The organism is Sinorhizobium sp. NG07B (genome assembly GCF_002532005.1).
In the GTDB taxonomy this organism is placed as follows: domain Bacteria; phylum Pseudomonadota; class Alphaproteobacteria; order Rhizobiales; family Rhizobiaceae; genus Sinorhizobium; species Sinorhizobium fredii_C.
The window spans coordinates 19481-45499 of the sequence record NZ_NWTD01000006.1 but is presented as its reverse complement, the minus strand read 5'-3'; the positions used below and the strand labels follow the sequence as shown (position 1 = coordinate 45499).

The 26019-nt window shown below is 64.0% G+C and carries 25 protein-coding genes; 14 read left to right on the top strand and 11 right to left on the bottom strand.

Annotated features, from left to right (window positions below):
• Window positions 1-114: 114 nt before the first annotated feature.
• Both hutC and CO664_RS19955 read left to right on the top strand, forming a co-directional pair.
• Window positions 115-858 (top strand): histidine utilization repressor, encoded by a 744-nt coding sequence (hutC, locus tag CO664_RS19960; protein WP_037419879.1) that lies wholly within the window; start codon window positions 115-117, stop codon window positions 856-858.
• Window positions 859-887: 29 nt separating this feature from the next.
• The gene (locus CO664_RS19955; RefSeq protein WP_097539702.1) at window positions 888-3815 is read left to right on the top strand and encodes an aminotransferase; all 2928 of its coding nucleotides are present in this window, start codon (window positions 888-890) and stop codon (window positions 3813-3815) included.
• A 7-nt stretch (window positions 3816-3822) separates the two neighbouring features.
• Here the strand turns inward: CO664_RS19955 and CO664_RS19950 are convergent, their stop codons facing one another.
• Window positions 3823-4764, bottom strand: coding sequence for an AraC family transcriptional regulator (locus CO664_RS19950; protein ID WP_097526599.1), 942 nt, complete (start codon window positions 4762-4764; stop codon window positions 3823-3825).
• A gap of 220 nt (window positions 4765-4984) precedes the next feature.
• On the opposite strand from CO664_RS19950, the gene CO664_RS19945 reads away from it, so the two are divergent.
• Entirely contained in the window at window positions 4985-6031 is a 1047-nt protein-coding gene (locus CO664_RS19945) for an NAD(P)-dependent alcohol dehydrogenase (protein ID WP_097526598.1), read from the top strand.
• A gap of 18 nt (window positions 6032-6049) precedes the next feature.
• Here CO664_RS19945 and CO664_RS19940 read toward each other — a convergent pair whose 3' ends face one another.
• Together CO664_RS19940 and CO664_RS19935 are read right to left on the bottom strand one after the other, a co-directional pair.
• Complete coding sequence (locus tag CO664_RS19940; protein ID WP_037388644.1) at window positions 6050-6514, bottom strand: Lrp/AsnC ligand binding domain-containing protein; 465 nt, start codon at window positions 6512-6514, stop codon at window positions 6050-6052.
• Window positions 6515-6537: 23 nt separating this feature from the next.
• The gene (locus tag CO664_RS19935) at window positions 6538-7701 is read right to left on the bottom strand and encodes a M20 aminoacylase family protein (protein WP_097526597.1); all 1164 of its coding nucleotides are present in this window, start codon (window positions 7699-7701) and stop codon (window positions 6538-6540) included.
• A 170-nt stretch (window positions 7702-7871) separates the two neighbouring features.
• Here CO664_RS19935 and CO664_RS19930 point away from each other — a divergent pair, with 170 nt between their 5' ends.
• Together CO664_RS19930 and CO664_RS19925 are read left to right on the top strand one after the other, a co-directional pair.
• Window positions 7872-8957 (top strand): D-alanyl-D-alanine carboxypeptidase family protein, encoded by a 1086-nt coding sequence (locus CO664_RS19930; RefSeq protein WP_050988265.1) that lies wholly within the window; start codon window positions 7872-7874, stop codon window positions 8955-8957.
• Window positions 8958-9023: 66 nt separating this feature from the next.
• The gene (locus tag CO664_RS19925; RefSeq protein ID WP_097526595.1) at window positions 9024-10154 is read left to right on the top strand and encodes a GTP-binding protein; all 1131 of its coding nucleotides are present in this window, start codon (window positions 9024-9026) and stop codon (window positions 10152-10154) included.
• A gap of 63 nt (window positions 10155-10217) precedes the next feature.
• Here the strand turns inward: CO664_RS19925 and CO664_RS19920 are convergent, their stop codons facing one another.
• The 5 genes from CO664_RS19920 to CO664_RS19900 all read right to left on the bottom strand — a co-directional run bounded on the left by CO664_RS19920 (window position 10218) and on the right by CO664_RS19900 (window position 14261).
• Window positions 10218-10454, bottom strand: coding sequence for a sulfurtransferase TusA family protein (locus CO664_RS19920; protein WP_097526594.1), 237 nt, complete (start codon window positions 10452-10454; stop codon window positions 10218-10220).
• The gene (locus CO664_RS19915; protein ID WP_097526593.1) at window positions 10454-11878 is read right to left on the bottom strand and encodes a murein L,D-transpeptidase family protein; all 1425 of its coding nucleotides are present in this window, start codon (window positions 11876-11878) and stop codon (window positions 10454-10456) included. Before CO664_RS19915 ends, CO664_RS19920 begins: the two co-directional genes overlap by 1 nt.
• 278 nt (window positions 11879-12156) lie before the next feature.
• Window positions 12157-13110, bottom strand: coding sequence for an acetyl-CoA carboxylase carboxyltransferase subunit alpha (locus CO664_RS19910; RefSeq protein ID WP_097539701.1), 954 nt, complete (start codon window positions 13108-13110; stop codon window positions 12157-12159).
• A gap of 63 nt (window positions 13111-13173) precedes the next feature.
• Window positions 13174-14115, bottom strand: coding sequence for a site-specific tyrosine recombinase XerD (gene xerD / locus CO664_RS19905; protein WP_097539700.1), 942 nt, complete (start codon window positions 14113-14115; stop codon window positions 13174-13176).
• Complete coding sequence (locus tag CO664_RS19900) at window positions 14112-14261, bottom strand: hypothetical protein (protein WP_018235448.1); 150 nt, start codon at window positions 14259-14261, stop codon at window positions 14112-14114. The genes xerD and CO664_RS19900 overlap by 4 nt, the downstream gene beginning before the upstream one ends.
• A 156-nt stretch (window positions 14262-14417) precedes the next feature.
• On the opposite strand from CO664_RS19900, the gene CO664_RS19895 reads away from it, so the two are divergent.
• From CO664_RS19895 to CO664_RS19885, 3 genes are read left to right on the top strand one after another with little or no spacing between them, the layout of a single operon-like run.
• Window positions 14418-15005 carry a shikimate kinase gene (locus tag CO664_RS19895; RefSeq protein ID WP_037419837.1) on the top strand — a complete coding sequence of 196 codons (588 nt, stop codon included), beginning with the start codon at window positions 14418-14420 and terminating at the stop codon, window positions 15003-15005.
• Window positions 15002-16132 (top strand): 3-dehydroquinate synthase, encoded by a 1131-nt coding sequence (gene aroB / locus CO664_RS19890; RefSeq protein ID WP_097539699.1) that lies wholly within the window; start codon window positions 15002-15004, stop codon window positions 16130-16132. The genes CO664_RS19895 and aroB overlap by 4 nt, the downstream gene beginning before the upstream one ends.
• The gene (locus CO664_RS19885; protein ID WP_037419831.1) at window positions 16129-17436 is read left to right on the top strand and encodes an HlyC/CorC family transporter; all 1308 of its coding nucleotides are present in this window, start codon (window positions 16129-16131) and stop codon (window positions 17434-17436) included. Before aroB ends, CO664_RS19885 begins: the two co-directional genes overlap by 4 nt.
• 3 nt (window positions 17437-17439) lie before the next feature.
• Here the strand turns inward: CO664_RS19885 and CO664_RS19880 are convergent, their stop codons facing one another.
• Window positions 17440-17721 (bottom strand): BolA family transcriptional regulator, encoded by a 282-nt coding sequence (locus tag CO664_RS19880; RefSeq protein WP_037419828.1) that lies wholly within the window; start codon window positions 17719-17721, stop codon window positions 17440-17442.
• Between the two features lie 124 nt (window positions 17722-17845).
• Here CO664_RS19880 and CO664_RS19875 point away from each other — a divergent pair, with 124 nt between their 5' ends.
• The 4 genes from CO664_RS19875 to CO664_RS19860 all read left to right on the top strand — a co-directional run bounded on the left by CO664_RS19875 (window position 17846) and on the right by CO664_RS19860 (window position 22653).
• Window positions 17846-18484 (top strand): J domain-containing protein, encoded by a 639-nt coding sequence (locus CO664_RS19875; protein WP_095678005.1) that lies wholly within the window; start codon window positions 17846-17848, stop codon window positions 18482-18484.
• Between the two features lie 75 nt (window positions 18485-18559).
• Window positions 18560-19555: a cobaltochelatase subunit CobS gene (gene cobS, locus CO664_RS19870; protein WP_037419822.1), complete on the top strand. Its 996-nt coding sequence runs from the start codon at window positions 18560-18562 to the stop codon at window positions 19553-19555.
• Window positions 19556-19653: 98 nt separating this feature from the next.
• Complete coding sequence (gene cobT, locus CO664_RS19865) at window positions 19654-21546, top strand: cobaltochelatase subunit CobT (RefSeq protein WP_097539698.1); 1893 nt, start codon at window positions 19654-19656, stop codon at window positions 21544-21546.
• A gap of 102 nt (window positions 21547-21648) precedes the next feature.
• Complete coding sequence (locus tag CO664_RS19860) at window positions 21649-22653, top strand: esterase-like activity of phytase family protein (protein WP_097539697.1); 1005 nt, start codon at window positions 21649-21651, stop codon at window positions 22651-22653.
• Between the two features lie 45 nt (window positions 22654-22698).
• Here CO664_RS19860 and CO664_RS19855 read toward each other — a convergent pair whose 3' ends face one another.
• Window positions 22699-23337 carry a VUT family protein gene (locus CO664_RS19855; RefSeq protein WP_037420118.1) on the bottom strand — a complete coding sequence of 213 codons (639 nt, stop codon included), beginning with the start codon at window positions 23335-23337 and terminating at the stop codon, window positions 22699-22701.
• A 139-nt stretch (window positions 23338-23476) separates the two neighbouring features.
• Entirely contained in the window at window positions 23477-23767 is a 291-nt protein-coding gene (rpmB, locus tag CO664_RS19850; RefSeq protein ID WP_012709220.1) for a 50S ribosomal protein L28, read from the bottom strand.
• Window positions 23768-24210: 443 nt separating this feature from the next.
• Here rpmB and CO664_RS19845 point away from each other — a divergent pair, with 443 nt between their 5' ends.
• Window positions 24211-25002 (top strand): DUF3108 domain-containing protein, encoded by a 792-nt coding sequence (locus CO664_RS19845; protein ID WP_162109123.1) that lies wholly within the window; start codon window positions 24211-24213, stop codon window positions 25000-25002.
• A 123-nt stretch (window positions 25003-25125) separates the two neighbouring features.
• Window positions 25126-26016 carry an EamA family transporter gene (locus CO664_RS19840; RefSeq protein ID WP_037419815.1) on the top strand — a complete coding sequence of 297 codons (891 nt, stop codon included), beginning with the start codon at window positions 25126-25128 and terminating at the stop codon, window positions 26014-26016.
• Window positions 26017-26019: the final 3 nt, after the last annotated feature.

Here is a 26019-nt window from a genome sequence, read left to right as displayed (position 1 = left end):
TGGTTGTATATGGAACTATAGATATTTTCTGGTGGCGCGCAACCTAAAAATCGTCGAAAACAATCCGTGGTCGCCGGTCGCATGTCGGTCCGGCATCGACGAACGGAGCATACTATGCCGTCAATGGAGCGCAAAAGCGACGCATCCGCCTTCGAGGATGGACCCATCCCGCGCTATGAGGCGGTGAAGCAGTTCATCCGCAGCCGCATCGAAAGCGGGGAGTGGCCGGAGCATCATCGCATCCCCTCCGAAAACGACATTGTTGCCGATCTCGGGGTCAGCCGGATGACCGCGAACCGCGCCTTGCGCGAGCTGGCAAGCGAGGGCGCCATCACCCGGGTGCAAGGTGTCGGGTCCTTCGTCGCGCCTCACAAGGGCAGCACCGCGCTGCTCGAAGTCCGCAACATCGCCGATGAGATTCGCGAGCGGGGTCACCGTCACAGCTCTCGCATCGATCGTCTCGAAGAGATATCGGCAAACCCCGACATTGCCGGTGCGCTGGGGCTCTCGACCGGGGCACGGGTCTTCCACTCGATCATCGTTCACGCGGAAAACGGCATGCCGATCCAACTCGAGGATCGTTTCGTCAATCCGGTGATCTGCCCCGACTATCTTAAGCAGGATTTCGTGAGCACGACGCCGAACGCCTACCTGACGCTGGTTGCGCCGATCACCCGCACCGAACAGGTCGTCGAGGCGGTGTTACCGCAGCCCTGGGAATGCAAGCTGCTTTCGATCGGCCGCAACGAACCCTGCCTGATGATCCGCCGCCGGACCTGGTCGGAAAACCGGAATGTCACGGTCGCGCGGCTCATCTATCCCGGTACGCGCTATCGCCTCGAAGGCGTTTCATCGTAAGAAGCCTTGAGACGAACGGGAGCGGAACGATGGAAGAGGACTCGCTGAAGCGCCGCACCGAGCTCGCAAGGCCCGACGTGTCGGCGGATGAGGCAAAGGCGATCCTGCTCGAACATTACGGCGTCTCCGGGGATCTTACCGAACTCGGCAGCCAGCAGGACCGCAACTACCGTGTCGATACGGGCGAAGGCCGCTTCGTGCTGAAGATTGCGAGGGCGGAATACGAGCGCGTCGAACTCGAGGCGCAAAATGCGGCGTTGCGCCATGTGGGCGCCAAGGCCAATGCGCCGATGGTGCCGCGGGTCGTTCCGGCGCGCGATGGCGAAGAGATCGTCAGTGCCGCCGTGCGCGACGTCACCTACCAGTTCCGGCTGCTGACCTACCTCGCGGGAACCCCGCTGACGCGCCGCAAGCACCTGTCGGCAGAAACGGTATCGGCCCTTGGCGACCTCGCCGGTCGGCTCGCCGCGGCACTCGCGGACTTCGACCATCCGGGGCTCGTCCGGCAACTGCAATGGGATCTCCGGCGAGCCGGTCCAGTGGCGCTTCAGCTGCTTTCGGCGATGACCGATGTCGATTTGCGCAAGCGCATCGCCGAGGCGATGGTGGGGGCGATGCGCCGCGTTCAGCCGCTGATGCCGGAGCTGCGCCTCAGGGCGATCCATCAGGATGTCACCGACGACAATGTCGTGAGCCGGGCGGAGAAGGGCGGCCGCCTGGTGCCCGAGGGCGTCATCGATTTCGGCGACGTGCTCCAAGGCTGGCTGGTGGCGGAGCTCGCGGTCACCTGTGCGTCGCTGCTTCACCATGTCGACGGCGATCCTTTCCGCATCCTGCCGGCGGTCAAGGCGTTCCATGCCGTCTGCCCGCTGACCGAGGCCGAAATCAAGGCACTCTGGCCGCTGATCGTCGCGCGCGCCGGCATTCTCGTTGCAAGCTCGGCACGGCAGCTCGAGATCGAGCCGGACAACGCATATGTCCAGGGCAATGCCGCACATGAGCGCGAAATCTTCGATGTCGCCGTCTCCGTTCCCTTCGAGCTTATGGATCATGCCATTCATCAGGCGATCGGCAAGGAGGATGCGTCGCCCGTCCTCCCGGAGAGTGGCCGCCTGATGCCGGACGTCGATCCTCACCGGGTCGGTATCGTCGACCTGTCGCTGCTCGGACCGCATCTGCCCGCCGACCGCTGGCACTACGAGGATACCGAGGCGCTGCTCCTGCAGTCGGCGGCGCGGGCCGCCGGGGCTGCCGCGACCCGCTACGGCGAATTCCGCCTGACCGAAACGCGCCTTCTCCAGGCCAAGCCTCCCCAGACGCTCGCCCTCCATGTCGACCTCTGCCTGCACGGGCAGACCGCAGTTCACGCGCCCTTTGCCGGGCAGCTGCACCAGCGCCGCGGCAGGCTGATTCTTTCGACGCAGGGCCTCCACCTCCATCTGCTGGGGATCGAGCCGGCAACACTTGAAGATGGGAGCGTCGAGGCAGGGGACCGGATCGGCACGGTCCCCGGCGACGCTTCAGCGCTCGGCTTCATGCGCGTGCAGCTTTGCACCGCCGCGGAAATCGACCCGCCGCCTTTTGCGGTCCCGCATCAGGCGGAAGCCTGGCGGAGGCTCTCTCCGTCGCCGGGGCCAATCCTCGGTTTCGATTGCGATGCGCCGCCACCGCAAGCGGCGGCGCTGCTCGATCGACGGCAGCGCCATTTCGCGCGGCCGCAGAAGAACTATTACCGCAAGCCCCCGCAGATCGAGCGTGGCTGGAAGGAGCATCTCTTCGACGTCGAGGGGCGGGCCTATCTCGACATGGTCAACAACGTCACCATTGTCGGGCACGGGCATCCGCGCCTCTCGGCTGCGGTTGGACGGCAATGGTCGCTGCTTAACACCAATTCCCGCTTCCACTACGCGGCCGTCGCCGAGTTTTCCGAGCGGCTTGCGGCTCTTGCACCGGAAGGCCTCGACACGGTCTTTCTCGTCAACAGCGGCTCGGAAGCGAACGACCTCGCCATCCGCCTCGCCTGGGCCCATTCCGGCGCGCGCAGCGTGGTCTCGCTGCTGGAGGCCTATCATGGCTGGACGGTCGCCAGCGACGCCGTCTCGACCTCCATCGCCGACAATCCGCAGGCTCTGACAACCCGGCCCCAGTGGGTGCACCCGGTCGTCTCGCCGAATACCTATCGCGGGCCGTATCGCGGCGAAAGCTCGACCGGCGACTATGTCGGGGCGGTCGCGGCAAAGCTTGAGGAACTGGATGAGAACGGCGGGGGCCTCGCCGGTTTCATCTGCGAAGCGGTCTACGGCAATGCCGGCGGCATTCCGCTGCCGCCCGGTTATCTCGAGGCCCTCTATCGGATGGTCAGGGCGCGTGGCGGTGTGTGCATCGCGGACGAGGTACAGGTCGGCTATGGCCGGCTCGGTCACTATTTCTGGGGTTTCGAGGAACAGGGCGTCGTGCCGGATATCATCTCCGTCGCCAAGGGCATGGGCAATGGCCACCCGCTCGGAGCGGTGATCACCCGCCGCGAAATCGCCGAGGCGCTCGAGAAGGAAGGCTATTTCTTCTCTTCCGCCGGCGGCAGCCCGGTGAGCTCCGTCGTCGGGCTGACCGTCCTCGACATCCTGCATGACGAGGCGCTGCAGGAGAACGCCCGCACGGTGGGTGATCATCTCAAGGAGCGGCTGCAAGCGCTCGGTGAGCTAATCCCGATCGTCGGTGCGGTGCACGGCATGGGGCTCTATCTCGGCGTGGAATTCGTCCGCGACCGCGAGACCCTGGAGCCGGCGACGGAGGAGACGGCGGCGATCTGCGACCGTCTCCTGGAGCTCGGCGTCATCATGCAGCCGACCGGCGACCATCTCAACGTCTTGAAAATCAAGCCGCCGCTCTGCCTCAGCCGCGAGAGCGCCGATTTCTTCGCCGCCATGCTGGCAAAGGTGTTGGAGGAGGGGTGGTAGAGCCCGACTACCCCTCGCTCAGCATCTCCGGCTCACCGGTCAAAAGATCGACGAGGCTTCGGCGAACGCGGCCGATGTCGCGCATCGGCGGCTCACCGAAGTGGCGCGCATATTCGCGGCTGAACTGCGACTGGCTGTCGTAACCAACCTGATGACCGGCGTCGCCCGCGTCGAGGCGCTCCTCCAGCATCAGCCGGCGTGCTTCCTGCAGGCGGAGCTGCTTCTGGTATTGCAGCGGGCTCATCGCCGTGATCGCCTTGAAATGATGATGCAGCGAGGAGACGCTCATGCTGACCCGGTTTGCCAGATCGTCGATGCGGAGCGGGTGGGAGTAGTGCTCCTTCAGCCAGGCGACGGCGCGGCCGATCTGGTGTGGCTGGCTTTCAGCGGTCGTCATCTGCCGCAGCCTGGCACCATGTGGCCCAATCAGCAGCCGATAGAGGATTTCCTGTTCGATAAGCGGCAACAGGATGGGCATCTCGGCGGGGCGATCGAGGAGCCGCAGCAGTCGCAGTGCCGCGTCTTCCAGGTCCGCCGTAAGCTTGTTAACCGTCATGCCGCGCGGCGACGCGGGTGACCTTGCCGTCTGATCGCCGACCCTGTCGATAAGCGCTGGAATCTTCGCCGTATCGATCTGAAAATTCATGCTGAGATAGGGCTCGTCGTTGGAAGCCAAGGAAATTTGCGACAGGACCGGCAGGTCGATCGACGTCAGCAGATAGTCCGATGCGCCATAGACGAACAGCTCCCCGCCGAGCAGGACGCGTTTGGCGCCCTGGACGATGATTGCGAGACTCGGCTTGTAGGCGGCACAATTCGGCTTGGCGGAGCTCGAATGCCGGTGAATGCTGAGGCCCGGAATGATCGTCGGGTGGTCGCCGTCCACCGCGGCAATCCGGGCAATGATGTCGATCATCTCCTGGCGCGGCGTCCGTTGCAGTTCTGACATCTTCTATATTCTTTCCGGTGCTTGGGGCTTATGAGATGGGGCACAGATAGGAGGAGGACGTTGCGACGCAACGGCCGTTCTTTCATTCTTGCAGGATTGTGCAAAAACTTTGCAGGATCGCACTAACGCAGTGCCGCCCAGGAACAGCATAGTCCGCCTTGCCGCCCGAGGTCCATGCCTCCGCGCGGCGCGCTATTCCCAGACATGAAGGAAAGACCCCATGGCCATCGCAAGAGGATATGCGGCAACGGACGCATCGAAGCCGCTCGCCCCTTTCACCTTCGAACGTCGCGAACCGCGCGACGACGACGTCGTCATCGACATCCAGTATTGCGGCGTCTGCCACTCCGACATCCACCAGGCCCGCAATGAATGGGGGAACTCGACCTTTCCCATGGTGCCCGGCCACGAAATCGTCGGCATCGTTCGGGCCGTCGGCTCCAAGGTCACCAAGTTCAAGCGCGGCGACCGGGTCGGCGTCGGCTGCTTCGTCGATTCCTGCACGACCTGCGCCACCCGCGATCCCGATCTCGAACATTACATGCCCGGCCTGGTCGTGACCTATAACGGGGTCGAGGCCGATGGGAAGACCCCGACCCAGGGCGGCTATTCCGATCACATCGTCGTCAAGGAGGGCTATGTCCTCTCGATCCCCGAGAACCTGCCGCTTGATGCGGCCGCGCCGCTGCTCTGCGCCGGCATCACGCTCTATTCGCCGCTCCGCCACTGGAAGGCGGGGCCTGGAAAGAAGGTGGCGATCGTCGGCATGGGCGGTCTCGGCCACATGGGCGTCAAGCTCGCCCATGCGATGGGTGCAGAGGTCACCGTCCTCAGCCAGACATTGTCCAAGAAGGAAGACGGGCTGAAACTCGGAGCCGACCACTATTATGCAACGAACGATCCGCAGACCTTCGAGAAACTGGCCGGAAGCTTCGATCTGATCATCTGCACCGTGGGCACCGAGATCGACTGGAACGCCTATCTCAACCTCTTGAAGGTCGACGGCGATTTCGTGGTCGTGGGCATTCCCGAGAAGCCGGTGCCGGTTCATGCCTTCTCGCTGGTGCCGGCGCGGCGCAGCATTTCGGGCTCGATGATCGGCTCGATCAAGGAAACCCAGGAGATGCTGGATTTCTGCGGCGAGCACGGCATCGTCTCGGAGATCGAGACGATCCGGATGGAGGAGGTCAACGCCGCCTATGAGAGGGTGCTGAAGAGCGACGTGCGCTATCGCTTCGTAATCGACATGGCTTCGATCAAGGCATGATCTGACGAGCCGCTGCCGTCAAACGAGCGGCAGCGGCCCGTCGTTCTTGATTTCCTCCATCACCGCATAGGTGCGGGTCTCCTTGACGCCCGGCAGCGTCCAAAGCACCTGGCCGAGGAAATTGCGGTAGGCGGTCATATCCTCGAAACGGGTCTTGACGAGGTAGTCGAACCCGCCGGCGACCATGTGACATTCGAGCACCGCAGGCGCCTGCTTGATGGCGGCGGCGAACTGGTCGAAGACCTCCGGCGTCGTCTTGTCGAGCATCACTTCGATGAAGACCAGCAGCCCGAAACCGAGCTTGTGCGGATCGAGGCGCGCCCCGAAGCCGGATACGTAGCCCTCTTTCAGAAGCCGCCGCAGCCGCTCGCTCGTCGCGGTCGGCGAGAGGCCGATGCGGTCCGCCAGTTCGAGATTGGTGATCCGCCCGTCGGCCTGCAGGATATTGAGGATCCGGCGATCGGTCTTGTCGATCTGGTGCATCTGCCTGCCCCTGCTCCGATCTATCAGGCGGCGAGCCGCGCTTCGGCGAGCTTCACCCAATAGGTAATCCCGTGCGGGATCACTTCGTCGTTGAAGTCGTAGGCGGGATGGTGGAGACCGGCGGAATCGCCGTTGCCGATGAAGACGAAGGCGCCGGGCCGGGCAAGTAGCATGTAGGAGAAGTCCTCGCCGCCCATCATCGGATCGAGCGCGGCATTGACGTTGCCTTGGCCGGCGACCGTTGCGGCGGCGGCAAGCGCGTGGCCGGTCTCTTCGGCATGGTTGACGGTGACAGGATAGTTGCGGCCGTACCAGACGTCGACCGTCGCGCCATAGGCGCCGGCAATGCTTTCGGCGATCCGGCGGATGCGCGTCTCGCCGGTGTCGCGCACCTCGGGCGTCAGCGCGCGCACCGTGCCGGCCAGGACCGCCTGTTCCGGAATGACGTTGTGGGCGAAGCCGGCATTGAACTTGGTGACGGAAACGACGATGGAGGCAAGCGGGTCGACGGTGCGCGAGGCGATCGTCTGCAGCGCATTGACGATCTGCGCGCCGATGGCGATCGGATCGATGGTCTTGTGCGGCTGCGCCGCATGGCCGCCGCGCCCCTTGATGGTGATGGTGAACTCGTCGGTCGAAGCCATGATCGGCCCGACGCGACTGCCGAAATGACCGACCGGCATGCCCGGCATATTGTGCATGCCATAGACCTCCTCGATGGCAAAGCGTTCCATCATGCCGTCCTTGACCATCTCGTTGCCGCCGCCGCCGCCTTCCTCGGCCGGCTGGAAGATGACGGCGACGCTGCCGGCGAAGTTGCGCGTCTCGGCGAGATATTTCGCTGCACCAAGCAGCATGGCGGTGTGGCCGTCGTGGCCGCAGGCATGCATCTTGCCGGGGGTCGTCGACGACCAGGCCCTGCCGCTCGTCTCGGTGATCGGCAGGGCGTCCATGTCGGCCCTGAGGCCGATGGTGCGGCCGGGGCCGAGACTGCCGCGGATAAGCCCTACGACGCCCGTCCGGCCGAGGCCGGTCACGATCTCGTCAACGCCGAATTCCTTCAGTTTCCTTTCGACGAAGGCTGCCGTATTTTCCACCGCGAACAGGAGCTCCGGGTTCATGTGCAGATGGCGCCGCCATTCGGTCACTTCGTTCTGGAGTTCGGCAGCGCGGTTCAATATCGGCATGATGCTTCCCTGTGGGTCTGTTCGGTGGGTGGCCTGACGGCGAGGTGAATGGGCTTTGCCATCTCCTTGCCATATAGGCTAAATAGCCGGACGATACGAGGCAACTGCGGAAATTCGAGGTTAAGATAGTGGTGACAGTTCGACTTCTGATGCGCAACAGGGCAGGCGCGATGGGCGTTTTTGCCGGTGTTTGTGCGGCATTGGCGGCGGCGCTTCCGGCGTCGGCCAATCCGCGGCTCGTTGTCGACGTCGCAACTCTCAAGGTCTACGAGCATCAGGACATCTTCCAGAAATGGTATCCGGCGTCGCTGACCAAGCTGATGACGGCCTATACGACGTTTCGGGCAATCCAGGCGGGACAGCTGACGCTGGAAAGCCCGGTGGTGATGACGAAGAACGCGGCGGCCGAGCCGCCGAGCAAGATGTTCTACAAGCCCGGGCAGGCGATGACGCTCGACAGCGCGTTAAAGATGATGCTCGTCAAATCCGCCAATGACGTCGCCGTGGCGATTGCGGAAACGGTCGGCGGAACGGAGCAGGCTTTCATCGACCGCATGAACGCGGAAGCGCGGCGGATCGGCATGACCTCGTCGCATTTCATCAATGCCAACGGTTTGCCGGGGCAGGGCCAATACACGACCGCGCGTGACCTTGCCGTTCTGGCCATCACGCTGAAGCGCGAGTTTCCGCAATATGCCTCCTATTTCTCGCTGGAAGGCTTCACCACCGGCAAGAAGGACTATGCAAACTACAACATGCTGATCGGCCGCTTCGAAGGGGCCGACGGCATGAAGACCGGCTTCATCTGCGCGTCGGGCTTCAACCAGGTATCGTCGGCGAGCCGCTCTGGTCGCAGCGTCATATCGGTCGTGCTCGGCGAGGATAGCCTCGGCGCCCGCGCCGACGAGTCGGCCCGGCTTCTTCAGATGGCGCTGACGACCCCTGCGGCCGGAAAACCGTCGCTGACCGCCATCGCGCCTTACGGCGAAGGCCGTGAAGTGGTTTCGGACGTCAGCAAGGAGATCTGCTCCAAGCAGGCGGCGAAGGTCCGTAGCGAAGGCCGCGACGAGGGCGGCCGGCAGAAGCTGCTGTCGCCCTATATCCACGAGATCAACCGTCCGCTGAAGCTTGCCTTCGCCGGGCTTATTCCGGGCAGCGGCGACAAGACCGCCAAGGCAGGCAGCGATGTCGCCGGGCAGGGTGATGTCGCCGAGCTCGCCAACGTCCCGGTTCCGGTGCCGCGCCCCAGCTTCTGAGCGCGATGGGAATGCGATTGCGGTTTCCGTCCGGACGCCGCCAAGGTCTATGACGGAGTCCTTTCCATGAACGGTCCACTGCCGGTCGTGCCGGTGTCGATCCTCACCGGCTTCCTCGGTGCGGGCAAGACGACCCTTCTGAACCGCTTGCTGAAGGATCCGGCGCTTGCCGACACCGCCGTGATCATCAACGAATTCGGCGATGTCTCGATCGATCACCTGCTTGTCGAGGCGTCGAGCGACGGGGTGATCGAGCTTTCCGACGGCTGCCTGTGCTGTACGGTCCGCGGTGAACTGGTCGACACGCTCGCCGACCTGATGGACCGAATGCAGACCGGGCGGATCAAGCCGCTGAAGCGCGTCGTCATCGAGACGACCGGCCTGGCCGACCCGGCGCCGGTGCTGCAGTCGGTGCTCGGCAATCCGGTGATCGCCCAGAACTTCCGCCTCGACGGCGTAGTGACTGTCGTCGATGCGGTGAATGGGGCCCAGACGATCGCAAAGCACATCGAGGCGCTGAAGCAGGTCGCCGTGGCCGACCGGCTGGTGATCAGCAAGACGGGGCTTTCCGGTAAGGAACAGCTCGACGCGCTGGCTGACCTTCTGAAGGACCTCAATCCGCGCGCGCCAATCTTCGACGGCGACGGGCAAGAGGCGGGGCGGGCCGACCTGTTCGCCTGCGGGCTCTACGATCCATCCACCAAAGTTGCCGATGTCGGCCGCTGGCTGCAGGACGAGCTCGATGGAGGTGACGATCATGACCATCACCACGGCCATGATCATGGGCACGATCACCACCACCACGACGTCAATCGCCACGGCTCCGACATCCGCTCCTTCAGCATCGTTCACGACCGGCCGATCGAGCCGGTGGCGCTCGAAATGTTCGTCGACCTGTTGCGCTCGGCCCATGGCGAGAAGCTGTTGCGTATGAAGGCGATCGTTTGCGCCGCGGACCGGCCGGAGCGCCCGGTGGTCCTGCACGGCGTCCAGTCCGTCTTTCACGCGCCTGAACGGCTTGCCGCCTGGCCGGACCCAGCCGACCGGCGCACCCGGATGGTGCTGATCACCAAGGGGCTCGAAGAGGCTTTCGTGCGCGATCTCTTCGATGCCTTCACCGGCAAGCCGCGCGTCGACCGTCCGGATGCGCAGGCGCTCACCGACAACCCGCTCGCCGTGCCCGGTGTGAAGTTCTGATCAAGCCGCTTTGCCCCTTACTGCCCACAGGCGTCATAATAGAGAACGCCGGAATCTCCGCCGTCACGTCTTCTTGCGAATGAGAAAGCGATGGCCGCCGGCGGTCGATGCCGCCTGCTCGAGCCGGTGCCCATCCTCGTTGCAGAAATGCGGAATGTCGATCACGGCCAGCGGATCGGTCGTCTCGACCTCGATGAGCCCGCCGGGCGCCATCGTTTCCATTCGCTTGCGCGTCTTCAAAACGGGAAGGGGGCATTTCAGCCCCCTCAAATCATAGACCACCCTTGGCTCGTCCGGCATCAATTGCCCCAGATCTTCCAGAACGGACGCTTCTTCGGCGGCTGTTCCGCCGGCGCCGTTTCGCTGCCGGCTGCAGGGGCCGTGGCCACTTGCGGATTGGCCCCGGCCGGCGTGGCTGCCTGTTGCTGAGTGCTGGCAGGGTGCTGCTGGGTCGCAGCCGCCTGTTGAGCCCCCGGCTGGACTGCGCTCTGCTCGGCGGGCGCCTGGTTGACCGGTGCCGGCGCCGCGGGCTCGCTTTTCGAGAACAGGTTCCAGAAGGATTTCTGGGTAGGCGCCGTCTGCAGCGCCGCCTGCTGAACCGGGCGCTCGATCGGGCTCTGCTGCGGCACGGGTACGGCCTTGCCGTCGCGCGTCGCCTTCTCCAGAGCTTCCTTCTGGATCAACGCCGCCTGTTTGGCCTCTTCGGCCTCCTTCTGCTCGGCGAGCCGCTTTTCGAGATCGCTCACCTTCATCAGCTTGCCGGCGTCGAGCGACGTGCCGGTCGGCGCATAGGCAAGCTCGCGGCCCTTGCGCTGCTCGGCGACGATCGCCTTGCGCTCCGCTTCGCTCGGCTCATACCAAACCATGCCGTCGTATTTCTTCAGCGCCTTCTGATAATCGCGCTGGTAGTCCTTGTCGAAATTCGCCATGGCCACTTGCAAGGCCGGCGGCGTCGACATGGCGGGGCACTGGCCGGCAGGGTTGAAGCTGCCGTCGGACTGCTGATTGAAGACGTATTTCCTCTCGCAGACATTGACCTGCGGCGGACGTTTGGTCACTTCGAACTGGTCGTAGCCGACCTTCAGCATCTTCCAGAATTCGATGTTCGGATTGTCGCGGTGGCGGGCCATGTTCTCGGCCGTCATGCGGAAGGGGAAGGCCTGAAGCTGGACGCTCTCCTGACCGCCCTTGAAGGCGTCGCGGGCGAGCGCGAAGATCTCGATGATCTGCTCGTCGGTCATCGAATAGCAGCCCGACGACGAGCAGGCGCCGTGGATCATCAGATGCGTGCCGCTGCGGCCATTCGCCCTGTCATAGGTGTTGGGGAAGCCGGTATTGATCGCCAGGTAATAGTTCGAATTGGGGTTCATCTGGTGCGGATAGAGCGGATAGAAGCCCTCCGGCGCCTGACGGTCACCTTCCTTCACCTTGGGGCCGAGCTTGCCCGACCAGGCGCAGATCTTATAGCTCTTCAAGAGCTGGAGGCGGCTTGACGCATTCGCCTTCCAGACCTCGAGCGTTCCCTCTTCCTTGAAAATGCGCAACAGGATCGGGGATGTCTTCTGCATCCCCAGTTCCTTCATCTTGCCGACGATCTTGCCGGACAGCTGGTATTCGGTCTTGTTCTTGACGGAGGAGAGATTGACCGAATCGAGCGTTTCGTTGGTGCAGCCGGCGAGCGCGGCTGCAATGACGGCGGTGACAAAAAGATTCCTGAAACGCATCGGCAAAAGCCCGTTTTAGCCAGATTCCATCCGTGCACGCCCCTTCCGCGAGGGAGAGGTGTCAACGAATCAGTAAGTCATTATCCTTCACGAAATCTTAACCGTGCAGGCGCCCCCTGCGAACGGCCGTTTCTCATGACCCCATGAATATGGCCAAGATTTGGCCACAGTCCCGATTTCCGGTTGTCGAGCGCGCCAAGTTGATCGCAATGGTTAATCCCGGGCGCTGAACGAGGCTAAAGCGGGAGGCGGCCAGGATCACGCTCTGCCTCGCCCGCTCAGAGATTGCGGCCGATGTTCAGGTATTTCTGCCGGCGGTCGGCGCGCAGTTCGTCGCCATTGCGGCCGGATAGCTCCTTCAGTGCATCGGCGATGACCGTGCCGGTGCGGCCGATCACGGCCTGCGCGTCGCGATGGGCGCCGCCGATCGGTTCGGGAATGATGCCGTCGATGACGCCGAGCGCCTTCAGGTCCTCGGCGGTGATCTTCATGTTGCTGGCCGCTTCTTTCGCCCGCGTCGAGTCGCGCCAGAGGATCGAGGCCGCACCCTCCGGCGAGATGACGCTGTAGATCGCGTGCTCGAGCATATAGACGCGGTTGCCCGTCGCGATCGCGATCGCGCCGCCGGAGCCGCCTTCGCCGATCACTACAGTGACGATCGGCACCTTGACGTTGAGGCACATTTCGGTCGAACGGGCGATCGCCTCGGCCTGGCCGCGCTCCTCGGCGCCGACCCCGGGATAGGCGCCGGCGGTGTCGACCAGGGTAATCAGCGGCAGGCCGAACCGGTCGGCCATTTCCATGACGCGGACCGCCTTGCGGTAGCCCTCGGGGCGCGGGCTGCCGAAATTGTGCTTGATGCGCGACTTCGTGTCGTTGCCCTTCTCCTGTCCGATCACCGCGACCGGCGCGCCGCGGAACCGCGCGAGGCCCGCCTGGATCGCATCGTCGTTCGCATAGTTTCGGTCGCCGGCAAGCGGCGTGAACTCGGTGAAGAGCTCCGCGGCATAGTCGAGGAAATGCGGCCGGGACGGGTGGCGCGCAACCTGAGTCTTCTGCCAGGGCGACAGCTTGGAATAGATCTCCGCCATCGCATCGCGGACACGTCCCTCGAGCCGCGCGATCTCATCGGAAGTGTTCACGCTCTCGTCTTCGCCGGCAAGCTTCTTCAATTCGAGGATTTTGCCCTCGAGATCAGAGATGGGTTTTTCGAAGTCGAGATAGTTGTGCATGAGATGCGTTTCCGATCGTTTTGCGACAAGGACCGTCCGGCAAAGCCAACCTGCCCGGCGGTCCTAATCCTGTTTTTTCGCCTGTTTGGCAAGGGGGTGGTGGTTTTGCACCAGCTCGTGCAGCCGTTCTTCAAGCACATGCGTATAGATTTGTGTCGTCGAAATGTCCGAATGGCCGAGCAGTTCCTGCACGGCGCGCAGGTCGGCGCCATTGGCGAGGAGGTGACTGGCGAATGCATGGCGCAGCACATGCGGCGAGATCGCCGCGACCTTGATGCCGGCACGAGCCGCGAGACTCTTGAGGTCGCGGGCAAAGACCTGGCGCGGCAGGTGACCGGATTTGCCGAAGGAGGGGAAGAGCCAGGGGCTCTCCGTTTCCGCCGCTCTTTCGCGCAACTCGGCCCCGTAGGTCCGCATGGCGCGGATCGCGGCCTGCGACAGCGGCACGAGCCGTTCCTTGTTTCCCTTGCCGCGGATCACCAGGAAGCGTCCGTTCTGCGCAAGCACGCTTGCCGGCAGCGACACGAGCTCGCTGACGCGCATGCCGGTCGCATAAAGAAGCTCCAGGAGGGCGTGCATGCGACGCTTCGCGAAGGCGTCTTCGGCGCCGGAGCCGGCCTCCGCCTCGGCCTGGCCGATCAGCCGGGTGACGTCATCGACGCTGAGCGTCTTCGGCAAGGCGCGCGCCTTCTTGGGCGCGTCGAGAATGCCGGTAGGGTCGTCGCCGCGCAGCCCTTCCGCATAGAGGAACTTGTAGAATTGCCGAAGGGCCGACAGCCGGCGTGACTGCGAGGAAGGCTTGAAGCCCTCGCCGGCAAGATGCGAGAGATAGCGTCTCAGATCGTCGGCCGTGGCGGCATTGAGCCGCGTCCCACAGGTGCGCAGGAAGGAGCTGGCATCCCTGAGATCGCGTTCGTAGGATTGCAGCGTGTTGACCGCCGCGCCTCGTTCGGCGCTCATCATTTCCAGGAAAGCTTCGAGGTGGGCCTCCGAAAGATCGGTCATTGCGGCTTGTTGACCCGTTCGGACGGAATGCGCACCGTCACGTCCCGCTCTACCGGTTCGACGAAGGTGACGAGCGCCACCATGGTTCCATAGATCATGCCGGCCACCACGGCGCAGAAGAACAGGAACCGGAACAGGGTTGGCATTTCAGTCTCCAGTACGCGGGTAACGCCATTGCGGAACCGTGATCTATATGAACGGCTCGTCCGGCAAGTTCAAGAAGCGTGGCCCGGCCGGCGCGACGACTTGACGCCCCCCGCCGATTTGTCGATACGGAAGGGGAATGGGGACTGTGAGGCCTAATGAACGATGTGACCGAACCGGATTCCGCGACGCTCGCCGAGCGGGCGAAGCTCGCTCTCGGTAAACGCAATCTCATTTTTATCGGCCTGATGGGGGCGGGAAAATCGGCGATCGGTCGGCTGACCGCACAGGCGCTCGGGGTTCCCTTCGTCGATTCCGACCACGAGATCGAGCGGGTTTCGCGCATGACGGTGAGCGAGCTTTTCGCCGCCTATGGCGAGGAGGAGTTCCGTGCGCTCGAGGCGAGGGTGCTGAAGCGGTTGCTGAGATCGGGGCCGCGGGTCGTCTCGACCGGCGGCGGCGCCTATATCAACGAACGCTCGCGCCGGCAGATCAAGAAGGGCGGTTTGACTGTCTGGCTGAATGCGGATCTCGACGTGCTGTGGGAACGGGTGAACAAGCGCGACACCCGGCCGCTCCTCAAGACGGAAAACCCCAAGCAGACGCTCGAGAACCTGATGCGGGCTCGCTACCCGATCTACGCCGAGGCGGACCTCGTGGTCCTGTCGCGCGACGTGAAAAAGGAGACGATGGTCGAGGAGGTCCTCGCCGCCATCGCCGACTGCAAGAAAGTCGAGATGCCATGATGAACCATGTGACGCCTGCCGAGCGAAAGGTCCGGGTGAACCTCGGAGACCGGTCCTACGACATTCTCATCGGCCCCGGCCTGATCGCCGCGGCGGGCAAGGAAATCGCCTCGCGCCTCAAGGGCCGCCGGATGGCGGTGATCACGGACGAAAACGTGGCGCCCCGTTATCTGGAGCCGCTGATGACGAGCCTGAAGGAGAGCGGCATCGAGGCGGTCTCGCTCGTCCTGCCAGCGGGCGAGAAGACCAAGAGCTTCGAGCATCTGATCCCGGTGTGCGACGCCATTCTCGCGGCGAAGATCGAGCGCAACGATGCGGTGATCGCGCTCGGCGGCGGCGTGATCGGCGACCTGACCGGCTTTGCCGCCGGCATCGTCCGGCGCGGCTCGCGCTTCATCCAGATGCCGACCTCGCTTCTGGCACAGGTCGATTCCTCCGTCGGCGGCAAGACCGGCATCAACTCGCCGCACGGCAAGAACCTGATCGGCGTGTTCCACCAGCCGGATCTGGTGCTCGCCGACACGGACGTGCTCGATACGCTGAGTGCGCGCGAGTTTCGCGCCGGCTATGCCGAGGTTGCGAAATACGGCCTGATCGACAAGCCGGAATTCTTCGATTGGCTGGAGCGCAATTGGCAGGCGGTCTTTGCCGGCGGATCGGCTCGCATCGAGGCGATCGCGGTCAGTTGCCAGGCCAAGGCCGACGTCGTCGCCGCGGACGAGCGCGAGAACGGCCTGCGCGCGCTGCTCAATCTCGGACACACATTCGGTCACGCCCTGGAGGCCGCGACCGAGTATGACAGCCGCAGGCTCGTGCACGGGGAAGGCGTTGCGATCGGCATGGTGCTGGCGCACGAGTTCTCCACCCGGATGAATCTTGCAAGTCCGGACAATGCGCGGCGCGTCGAAGCCCACCTCAAGGCAGTCGGATTGCCGACGCGCTTGTCCGACATTCCCGGCGACCTTCCGCCGGCCGAGCGGCTGATGGAGGCGATAGCCCAGGACAAGAAGGTCAAGGGCGGCAAGCTCACTTTCATCCTGACGAGAGGCATCGGCCAGTCCTTCGTCGCCGACGACGTTCCGGCGTCCGAGGTGCTGGGCTTTCTCAAGGAAAAGCATCCGCGATGAGCGTCGAGGCGGCATGGCTGTTCCTGGCGGAGCACTGGCTGTCGCTCCTCTCGGTCGTTTGCCTGCTGCTCCTTTCGGCCTTCTTCTCCGGTTCGGAGGCGGCCCTGACCGCAACCTCCCGGGCGCGCATGCATTCGCTCGAGGGCAATGGCGACCGGCGCGCCGGTCTCGTCAACCGGCTGATCGAGCGGCGTGACCGGCTGGTCGGAACGCTGCTCCTCGGCAACAACCTCGTCACCATTCTCGCCACGTCGCTGACGACCAGCCTGCTGATCCGCCTCGTCGGCAACTTCGCCGTGCTCGTCGCGACGCTCGGCATGACGGTGCTGCTCGTCCTCTTCTGCGAGGTGCTGCCGAAGAGCTGGGCGATCGCCTCTCCCGATCGGTTCGCCCTTGCCGTGGCGCCCATGGTGAAGCGCTTCGTGGCGATTGCCGGTCCGATATCCGCGCTCATAAACGGGATCGTGCGCCGCCTCCTGAACCTATCCGGCGTGAAGGTTTCCTCCGACCGGCCGATGCTTTCGGCCCAGGAGGAACTGCGCGGTGCCGTCGACCTGCTTCATCGGGAAGGGGCGGTGGTCAAGGCGGACCGCGACCGGTTGGGCGGCGTCCTCGACCTCGGCGAGCTCGAGGTTTCCGACATCATGATCCACCGCACCGCCATGCAGGCGGTCAACGCGGAGGAGCCGCCGGAGGTCTGCGTCCGGGAAATCCTCGGAAGCCCCTTCACGCGCCTGCCGCTGTGGCGCGGCTCGACCGACAACATCATCGGCGTTGTCCATTCGAAGGATCTGCAGAGGGCGCTCGCCGAGCCGGGTGTCGAACCGCATACCGTCGATATCGTCAGAATCGCGCAGAAGCCATGGTTCGTGCCGGACACGACCAATCTCACGGACCAGCTCAACGCCTTCCTCAGGCGAAAGCTGCATCTGGCGATCGTGGTCGACGAATACGGCCAGGTTCAGGGCCTCGTCACGCTGGAGGACATTCTCGAGGAGATCGTCGGCGACATTGCCGACGAGCACGACCTCGACATCCAGGGCGTTCGACAGGAGGCCGACGGTTCGATCGTCGTCGACGGTTCGGTGCCGATCCGCGATCTCAACCGCGCTCTTGACTGGTCCCTGCCGGACGAGGAGGCGACCACTGTCGCCGGTCTCGTCATCCACGAAGCGAAGAGCATTCCGGAGGAGCGGCAGGCCTTCACCTTCTACGGCAAGCGTTTCATCGTCATGAAGCGGGTGAAGAACCGGATCACCAAACTGCGCATCCGCCCGGCCGAGGAGGAGGCGGCAGGGCTCTGACCTCTACCAGCGCGTCGCTTCTCCGGGCGCGGCCGGCTCCACCGCCAGCGCATGCAGGCCGGCATCGAGCTCGGGTTTCAATAGGTCGTTGATGGCGCGGTGGCGCGCCACGCGGCTCATGCCGGCAAAGGCGCTCGCGACGATCCGGATGCGCAGGTGGGTTTCGCCGCCGCCGTCGAAGCCGGGCTGGTGGCCGGCGTGCAGATGGCTTTCGTTGATCACCATCAGCCGTTCGGGATGGAAGGCCTCCTGAAGCTTCTCTTCGATGCGGTTCTGCAGCGACATGCTTCCGTCCCATTTTCCTGTTGCTCTGGCGCCGCGATATGGCGCCGGCGATGCAAAATGCGCGCACAAAGCCAGCAACATTCCGCTTTGTCAATTCTTGTTGTGACCCGTCGCAAACCCCATAATGGCTGCCATGAAGCTCGATTCAAAATACTTCGATCGAATCCGCACGCGCCCCAAGGGGGCACAGGCGCGCGTGGAGCCGTCTACGCCGACGTGCCAGTGGGACGGCTGCGACAAGACGGGCGTGCATCGGGCTCCGGTCGGCCGAAATGCGGAAGGCGAGTATTTCCTGTTCTGCTTCGAGCACGTGAAGGAATACAACAAGGGATACAATTATTTCTCCGGGCTCTCGGACACCGAGATCGCCCGCTACCAGAAGGAAGCGGTCACAGGGCATCGTCCCACCTGGACGGTCGGCGTCAACAAGAGTGCCCGCAACGGCCCGACACAATCGCAGATGCGTTCCGGCAGCGCCGGCGCCCAGGCGCGCATGCGGGATCCGTTCGGCTTCTTCAACGAGGCGCGCGCCCGGCAGGCGCGGCACGAGCCGCGGTTGCGCAAGCTGAAGACGCTCGAGGCCAAGGCCTTCGAAACGCTCGGGCTCGCCGCCTCGGCAACCTCCGCCGATATCAAGGCCGCGTACAAGGACCTCGTGAAGAAACACCACCCCGATGCGAATGGCGGAGACAGGGGCTCGGAAGACCGTTTTCGGGCCGTGATTCAGGCCTATCAATTGTTAAAACAGGCTGGTTTCTGCTAACAACGCGGATTAAGACAGAAAACACTTTTGCAGGCGAATGCGCGGCTGCCGTCCGGCGGCCGCTCTGGAGACATGATGAGCAAGATTGACCTCGACATTTCCAACCTCCCCGATACGACGATCTCTGTTCGGGAGGCTTTCGGCATCGATACGGATCTGCGCGTTCCAGCCTATTCGAAGGGCGACGCCTATGTGCCCGATCTCGATCCCGATTATCTTTTTGACCGGGAAACGACGCTCGCCATTCTTGCAGGCTTTGCCCACAACCGACGCGTGATGGTTTCCGGCTATCACGGGACCGGCAAGTCGACCCATATCGAGCAGGTGGCGTCGCGGCTCAACTGGCCCTGCGTGCGCATCAATCTGGACAGCCATGTCAGCCGTATCGATCTCGTCGGCAAGGATGCAATCGTCGTCAAGGACGGGCTGCAGATCACTGAATTCAAGGACGGCATCCTGCCCTGGGCCTATCAGCACAATGTCGCGCTCGTGTTCGACGAGTATGATGCCGGTCGTCCGGACGTCATGTTCGTCATTCAGCGGGTGCTGGAATCCTCCGGCCGCCTCACGTTGCTCGACCAGAGCCGCGTCATCCGCCCGCACCCGGCCTTCCGCCTGTTTGCCACCGCCAACACGATCGGCCTCGGGGACACGACCGGGCTCTATCACGGCACGCAGCAGATCAATCAGGCGCAGATGGACCGCTGGTCGATCGTGACCGCGCTCAACTACCTGCAGCACGACAAGGAGGTCGACATCGTCGCTGCCAAGGTGAAAGGCTTCACGGCCGACAAGGGCCGCGAGACCGTGTCGAAGATGGTGCGCGTCGCCGATCTCACGCGCGCCGCTTTCATCAATGGCGACCTCTCGACGGTGATGAGCCCGCGCACGGTGATCACCTGGGCCGAGAACGCCCATATCTTCGGCGATATCGCCTTCGCGTTCCGTGTGACCTTCCTCAACAAATGCGACGAGCTGGAGCGGGCCCTGGTCGCCGAGCACTACCAGCGTGCCTTCGGTGTCGAGCTCAAGGAAAGCGCCGCCAATATCGTGCTGGAAGCGACTGCCTGAGTTCGCCCAAGCGCCGGCACCCGCCCGGAGCCGCCGGCGCTTAGGTACATCGGTGATGCGCTCGGTATCAGCCGGAGCCGGCTGAAGAAGGAACTGTCGTGAGCTCGAATTCAAAGGCGAAGCTGCAAACGAGGGAAAACGCCGCTGAACCGTTCAAGCGGGCGCTTTCCGGCTGCGTCCGGTCGATCGCCGGGGATGCGGAGCTCGAAGTCGCCTTCGCGAACGAGCGCCCCGGGATGACCGGCGAGCGCATCCGGCTGCCGGAGCTTTCGAAGCGTCCGACCCGGCACGAACTCGCCGTGGCGCGCGGTCTGGGCGATTCCATGGCGCTGCGCAAGGCCTGCCACAACCACCGCATCCATGCGACCATGTCGCCGCAGGGCGCCGATGCGCGGGCGATTTTCGATGCCGTCGAGCAGGCGCGGGTCGAAGCGATCGGGGCGATCCGCATGCCAGGCGTTGCCGACAATCTCTCCTCCATGCTCGAGGAGAAATATGCCAAGGCCAATTTCGGCTCCATCGAAGCGCAAGCGGATGCACCGCTCGAAGAGGCGGTGGCGCTGCTGGTCAGGGAAAAGCTGACGGGCAAGAAGCCGCCGGCGGCGGCCGGCAAGGTGCTCGACCTCTGGCGCGATTTCATCGAGCAGAAGGCCTCCGCCGACATCGGGCACCTGCCGGCGGCGATCAACGACCAGCACGCCTTCGCCCGGGTGGTGCGCGACATGCTTGCCTCGATGGATGTGGCCGAGAAATACGGCGAGGACGATATCGAGCCGGACGAGCAGGAAAGCGAGACCGACGAGGACCAGCCGCGCAGCCAGGAGCAGGACGAGAACGCCAGCGAAGAGGAGGAGGGCTCCGATGCCGCCCCCGCCGATGAAAACCAGTCTGCCGAGGAGCAGATGGAAGAAGGCGAGATGGACGGCGCCGAGATCTCCGACGACGACCTTCAGGACGAGGGCGACGAAGACAGCGAGACGCCCGGCGAGGTCAAGCGGCCGAACCACCCCTTCGCCGATCTGAACGAAAAGGTCGACTACGCGGTCTATACGCGCGAATTCGACGAGACCATCACAGCCGAGGAGCTCTGCGAGGAGGCGGAACTCGACCGCCTGCGTGCCTTCCTCGACAAGCAGCTGGCACACCTGCAGGGGGCCGTCGGACGCCTCGCCAACCGCCTGCAGCGGCGGCTGATGGCGCAGCAGAACCGTTCCTGGGAGTTCGACCTCGAGGAGGGGTTCCTCGACACTGCGCGGCTGCAGCGGATCATCATCGATCCGATGCAGCCGCTGTCCTTCAAGCGGGAGAAGGATACGAATTTCCGCGACACGGTCGTGACGCTGCTCATCGACAATTCCGGCTCGATGCGCGGCCGGCCGATCACCGTCGCGGCCACCTGCGCGGACATCCTGGCCCGCACGCTGGAGCGCTGCGGCGTCAAGGTCGAGATCCTCGGCTTCACCACCAAGGCGTGGAAGGGCGGACAATCCCGCGAGAAATGGCTGGCCGGCGGCAAGCCGCAGTCGCCGGGCCGCCTCAACGACCTGCGCCACATCGTCTACAAGTCGGCCGATGCCCCCTGGCGCCGCGCGCGCCGCAATCTCGGCCTGATGATGCGCGAGGGGCTGCTCAAGGAGAATATCGACGGCGAGGCGCTGATGTGGGCCCATGATCGCCTGCTCGGCCGGCCGGAGCAGCGCCGCATCCTGATGATGATCTCCGACGGCGCGCCGGTCGACGATTCCACCCTGTCGGTGAACGCCGGCAATTATCTCGAGCGGCATCTGCGCGCCGTCATCGAGCAGATCGAGACGCGCTCGCCGGTCGAGCTTCTGGCGATCGGCATCGGTCATGACGTGACGCGCTATTATCGCCGCGCCGTGACGATCGTCGATGCGGACGAACTGGCCGGCGCCATGACCGAGCAGCTCGCCGCCCTCTTCGAGGAGGAGAGGCATGGCCGCGTCGGGGGCCTGCGCCGGGTCGGCTGAGCGGTTTGCCACGCCGCAAATTCGCCTGCATCTCCATCATCTGCTAGGAGGCTGCCCGTCGGTCAGCACCTGCGTCGCCTCCCTGGAAGGTTGTGCCTAGACATGCTCCGCCGATTCCTTGCCGTTCTCTTCCTGTTGGCGTCGACCGTGGCTGCGAAGGCGGAGGCCTTGTGTGAGATCGCTCCGATCCGCAGCCGGCAGATCTCGCAGTTCAAGGTCGGCTCCGACGCGACGACCTTCGGCAGGCTCGAATTCATCGGCGGCATCGAGATGACCTCGCCCAATGCGCTGTTCGGAGCGGTTTCGGCGATCCGCTTCCGGCCGGGTGGCGAATCCTTCGTCGCCGTTCTCGATACTGGACATTGGGTCGAGGGCGCCGTCATTCGGGACGCGGCGGGCAGGCTGCTGGGCACGACCGACCTCGCCATCACCGCAATGACCGATGCCAATGGCGGGGCTCAGCTCAAGAAATGGATGGTGGATTCCGAGGGGCTGGCGCTGCGCGACGGCGCCGTCATCGTCAGCTTCGAGCAGGCGGCACGGGTCGATCTCTATCCGGACCCAGGTTTTGCCGGATTGCGGCCGATCGGCCAGATGAGCCTGCCCTTTCGGGTCGAGGAGCTGCGTAGCAATGGCGGCCTGGAGACGATCGCAATTGCGCCGAAGGATGGGCCGCTCGCCGGCGCCGCTGTGGTCGTCGCGGAACGTAGCGTCGATGCGTCCGACAATCTGCTGGCCGGCATTCTCGACGGTCCGCTGCGGGGCGCCTTCGCGGTGGTGCGCAACGACCCCTATGCGGTGACCGACGGCGCGTTCCTGCCGAATGGCGATCTGCTCATCCTGGAGCGCCGCTTCAATCTCGCCTCAGGACTCGGCATGCGCATCCGGCGGCTTGCCGCCGCCGATATCCGCCCGGGCGCCGTGGTCGACGGCGAGGTGCTGCTCGAGGCCGACATGGGCTACCAGATTGACAACATGGAGGGGCTCGATGTCGTCGTCCGGCCTGACGGCGAGACTCGGCTGATCCTGGTTTCCGACGACAACCATTCGATCCTCGAGCGCAATCTAATGCTCGAGTTCCGGCTGAGGGACGGTTACACCAACTGAAGCGCGACAGGGCCAACCCGGCCCCGCCTATTCATCTCTTCAAATTCACGCGGTGGCCTTGGCTGCCGGCATCGGCTTGACGACGCTCATCAGCGCACCATAGGGCAGCAAGAGGACGATGCCGCACAGGATCTTCACCGCCAGATCGCCGAGCGCCCACGAAATCCAGCGCGGCGCTTCATAGGCGACGAGGCCGAGGAGCGGTGCTGCTTCCAGCGCGAAGCTGTCGTTCGGGCCGAGGAAGACGAAGACCGGTGCGAAGGCGAAGGAGAAGAACATCGCCGTGTCGAGGCCCGAGCCGATCAGCGAACCGGCGAGCGGAGCGCGCCACCAAGTCTGACGCCGCAGCCGGTTGAATACCGAAATATCGAGAAGCTGGCCAAGCAGGAAGGCCGAACCCGAGGCGATCGCGATCCGCGGCGTCGCGGCGAAGAAGGAAAGCGCGACGGCGACCACGAAGCCGGCGACGACGACGCGGCGCGCGATGCGCGGACCGAACTGGCGATTCGTGAGGTCGGTGACCAGGAAGGCGAAGGGATAGCTGAAAGCGCCCCAGGTCAGAAGATCGCCGAGCTGCATGCCGGCGATTGAGCCGGGCAGGGGATACTGCACGAGGAAGTTCGACGCGACCACCACCAGGGTCATCAGCGCGACATAGACGAAGAACGTACGGTTGATCAGCATTTTTTTATCCTGGGTGATGCCACCAGTGACGCACAAGACCGAAGGCAGGCATCCGGCCGGTGAATCGAACACGAGAAAAAGGCTTGCCGGACGGATCCGCAAGCCTTTCAAGCCGTGTTCGGAAAGGTTCCGGCGCCGATCAGGCGGCTTCGGCAGCCTTCTTGACGATCTGCCGGCGCAGCAGGCGGGCGCGCATGCTCAGCTCGTTCTCGTCGGCCTTCAGCAGGAAGGCGTCGAGACCGCCGCGGTGTTCGACCGAACGCAGAGCCGCAGCGGAGACGCGCAGGCGGAAACGCTGGCCGAGCGCGTCGGAGATCAGCGTGACATTGCACAGGTTCGGCAGGAACTTGCGCTTCGTCTTGTTGTTGGCGTGGCTCACATTGTGACCCGACTGGACGCCCTTACCGGTCAATTCGCAACTACGGGACATGGTACACCTATTTTCTTTTCGCCGCCGGACAATGCGGTAGCGGGCCCAGAGCCCAGGCCGCGTTCCTACTGGCCGTTATTGGAAAGTCGCGGTTCTATAGTCAGTGATGGCCCGCCAGTCAAGCCAAACCTGCGCTTTCCTCAAAATCCGTGCCTTGCCAAGGATTATCAAAAATTCAGCGCGGTTGCGAGCCGTCATCTTTCCGGCCGTGCCGCGCCGCGCTATCTCCTCCTGGCGCAGGCGGAATCAAGCCCTTGGTCTCGCCTGTAGAGACTATGACGAATCGGGCGCAGAAATGCCGCAAACCGCTTGCATCTCAGGGAATTGCGGCAGGGCCGCGCCGGGTGTCGTCGAGAAGCAGAATGACACTGTAACATTTTGAGCTGCTGCATGGTTTCGTCCTTGAACCGGTCGCGCTTCACGGATCCTGCAGGAGATTGGCAATGGGGCTTTCGGGAATGATGTTGCGCAGTGGCTTTCGCGTGCCGGCACTCCTGGCCGCCGCGATGTTTTCCACAGCCTGTTTTGCTGCGGAGATCGAGCATCAGACGGACTACAGTATCGCGCTTGCCGGCCTGCCGCTGGCGCGGGCCTCGTTCCACACCGAGATCGAGCAGAATCGCTATACGATCTCGGGAACGTTGAACTCGGCCGGCCTGGTGAACATCATCAGCCCGACCGCCGGCCAGACGCGCGTTTCCGGGCTGATCGGCCGCGACCGCCTCCGGGCGACGCAATACTCGATGTCCTATCGCAGCGGGAAGAAATCCCGGGCGATCAGCGTCAGCTTCCGCAACGGCAATGTGGTGCGCGCAAGCATGGTCCCGAAGCGCACACCATTGCCGAAGAACTGGGTACCGGTGACGAGCCGCGACATGCGCAACGTCCTCGATCCGCTCTCCGGGCTGATCATTCCGGCGACAAGCCGCGTCTGCCCCAATACGCTGCCGATCTTCGACGGCGAATCGCGGCTCGACATCAGGCTGTCGGCCAAGGGCACGCGGAACTTCAAGACCAAGGGCTTTGACGGCGAGGTGATCGTCTGCGGCGTCAAGTTCGTGCCGAAGGCCGGGTACCGAAAGGGGCGTGAGGACGTCGAATATCTGCGCCGCCTGGAAACCATGGAAATCTGGTTCGCGAAGTCGGAGGCGGTCGACGTCTATGCCCCCGTCTATGTCCGCATTCCGACGAAGATCGGGCCGGTGACCGTGTCGGCGACGCGGTTTGGCGGCTAGTCGGGCCAGCCGGTCGCCTCTTTCGAAAATCGCGCAGGCACGATAAATCCATGACAAGTCGAAGGGCGGCGGTACGCGGACGTACCGGGTGTCGCCTTCGGGGGCTGCGTGAGGGGAAGTGGGATGAAGTTCAAGGCAACGCTGGTCGGTTTTTCGGCAATCCTGATGTGGTCGCTGCTGGCACTCTTCACCGCGGCCTCCGGTGAGGTGCCGCCGTTCCAGCTTTCGGCGATCTGCTTCATGATCGGCAGCCTGCCGGGCATCATCGTATTGGCGTCGAAACCTCAACGCCTCTCGCTTCTGAAGCAGCCGGCCAAGGTCTGGATCACCGGCATTGCCGGACTTTTCGGCTACCATTTTCTCTATTTCACGGCGCTTCGAAATGCCCCGGCGGTGGAAGCCGGCCTGATCGCCTATCTCTGGCCGCTTCTGATCGTCGTCGGTTCGGCCCTGCTGCCGGGTGAGAGGCTTCGCTGGTACCATATCGCCGGCGCGCTTGCGGGGCTCTCCGGCACCATCATGATCGTGGCACGCGACGGCGTCGCCTTCGACGATGCCTATGCACTCGGTTACGGAGCCGCATTCCTCTGCGCCTTCGCCTGGTCCGGCTATTCGCTGATCACCCGGCGCTTCGGCGCAGTTTCGACCGACGTGGTGACCGGCTTTTGCCTAGCGACCTCGATTCTTTCCCTTCTCTGCCATCTCGGCCTCGAGACCACGGTCTGGCCGCAGGCGCCCCTGGAATGGCTGGCGGTTGCCGGCCTCGGCCTTCTGCCGGTCGGCGCTGCCTTCTATGCCTGGGACTTCGGCGTCAAGAACGGCGACATCCAGTTCCTCGGTGTTGCGAGCTATGCGGCGCCGGTGCTCTCGACATTGATCCTCATCCTGTTCGACTTTGCCGAGCCGTCCTGGCGAATCGCCTTGGCCTGCATGCTCGTCACAGGCGGCGCCGTACTCGCGGCGAAGGATATGATCTTCAGGAGTGGCGGGACGGCGGCGCAAGCGGCCGAGTAACAC

Excerpts from the sequence above, each read along its gene's own strand:
- CO664_RS19860 (WP_097539697.1), top strand. The coding sequence starts at position 21,649 with ATGCTCCGCCGATTCCTTGCCGTTCTCTTCCTGTTGGCGTCGACCGTG.
- CO664_RS19920 (WP_097526594.1), bottom strand. The coding sequence starts at position 10,454 with ATGCCGGACGAGCCAAGGGTGGTCTATGATTTGAGGGGGCTGAAATGC.
- CO664_RS19940 (WP_037388644.1), bottom strand. The coding sequence starts at position 6,514 with ATGCACCAGATCGACAAGACCGATCGCCGGATCCTCAATATCCTGCAG.
- xerD (WP_097539700.1), bottom strand. The coding sequence starts at position 14,115 with ATGACCGATCTTTCGGAGGCCCACCTCGAAGCTTTCCTGGAAATGATG.
- CO664_RS19895 (WP_037419837.1), top strand. The coding sequence starts at position 14,418 with ATGAACGATGTGACCGAACCGGATTCCGCGACGCTCGCCGAGCGGGCG.
- CO664_RS19930 (WP_050988265.1), top strand. The coding sequence starts at position 7,872 with ATGGGCGTTTTTGCCGGTGTTTGTGCGGCATTGGCGGCGGCGCTTCCG.
- CO664_RS19915 (WP_097526593.1), bottom strand. The coding sequence starts at position 11,878 with ATGCGTTTCAGGAATCTTTTTGTCACCGCCGTCATTGCAGCCGCGCTC.
- CO664_RS19840 (WP_037419815.1), top strand. The coding sequence starts at position 25,126 with ATGAAGTTCAAGGCAACGCTGGTCGGTTTTTCGGCAATCCTGATGTGG.
- CO664_RS19955 (WP_097539702.1), top strand. The coding sequence starts at position 888 with ATGGAAGAGGACTCGCTGAAGCGCCGCACCGAGCTCGCAAGGCCCGAC.
- CO664_RS19880 (WP_037419828.1), bottom strand. The coding sequence starts at position 17,721 with ATGTCGCTGCAGAACCGCATCGAAGAGAAGCTTCAGGAGGCCTTCCAT.
- CO664_RS19875 (WP_095678005.1), top strand. The coding sequence starts at position 17,846 with ATGGCTGCCATGAAGCTCGATTCAAAATACTTCGATCGAATCCGCACG.
- rpmB (WP_012709220.1), bottom strand. The coding sequence starts at position 23,767 with ATGTCCCGTAGTTGCGAATTGACCGGTAAGGGCGTCCAGTCGGGTCAC.
- CO664_RS19845 (WP_162109123.1), top strand. The coding sequence starts at position 24,211 with ATGGGGCTTTCGGGAATGATGTTGCGCAGTGGCTTTCGCGTGCCGGCA.
- CO664_RS19945 (WP_097526598.1), top strand. The coding sequence starts at position 4,985 with ATGGCCATCGCAAGAGGATATGCGGCAACGGACGCATCGAAGCCGCTC.
- CO664_RS19855 (WP_037420118.1), bottom strand. The coding sequence starts at position 23,337 with ATGCTGATCAACCGTACGTTCTTCGTCTATGTCGCGCTGATGACCCTG.
- aroB (WP_097539699.1), top strand. The coding sequence starts at position 15,002 with ATGATGAACCATGTGACGCCTGCCGAGCGAAAGGTCCGGGTGAACCTC.
- hutC (WP_037419879.1), top strand. The coding sequence starts at position 115 with ATGCCGTCAATGGAGCGCAAAAGCGACGCATCCGCCTTCGAGGATGGA.
- CO664_RS19935 (WP_097526597.1), bottom strand. The coding sequence starts at position 7,701 with ATGCCGATATTGAACCGCGCTGCCGAACTCCAGAACGAAGTGACCGAA.
- CO664_RS19925 (WP_097526595.1), top strand. The coding sequence starts at position 9,024 with ATGAACGGTCCACTGCCGGTCGTGCCGGTGTCGATCCTCACCGGCTTC.
- CO664_RS19910 (WP_097539701.1), bottom strand. The coding sequence starts at position 13,110 with ATGCACAACTATCTCGACTTCGAAAAACCCATCTCTGATCTCGAGGGC.
- CO664_RS19950 (WP_097526599.1), bottom strand. The coding sequence starts at position 4,764 with ATGTCAGAACTGCAACGGACGCCGCGCCAGGAGATGATCGACATCATT.
- CO664_RS19885 (WP_037419831.1), top strand. The coding sequence starts at position 16,129 with ATGAGCGTCGAGGCGGCATGGCTGTTCCTGGCGGAGCACTGGCTGTCG.
- cobS (WP_037419822.1), top strand. The coding sequence starts at position 18,560 with ATGAGCAAGATTGACCTCGACATTTCCAACCTCCCCGATACGACGATC.
- CO664_RS19900 (WP_018235448.1), bottom strand. The coding sequence starts at position 14,261 with ATGCCAACCCTGTTCCGGTTCCTGTTCTTCTGCGCCGTGGTGGCCGGC.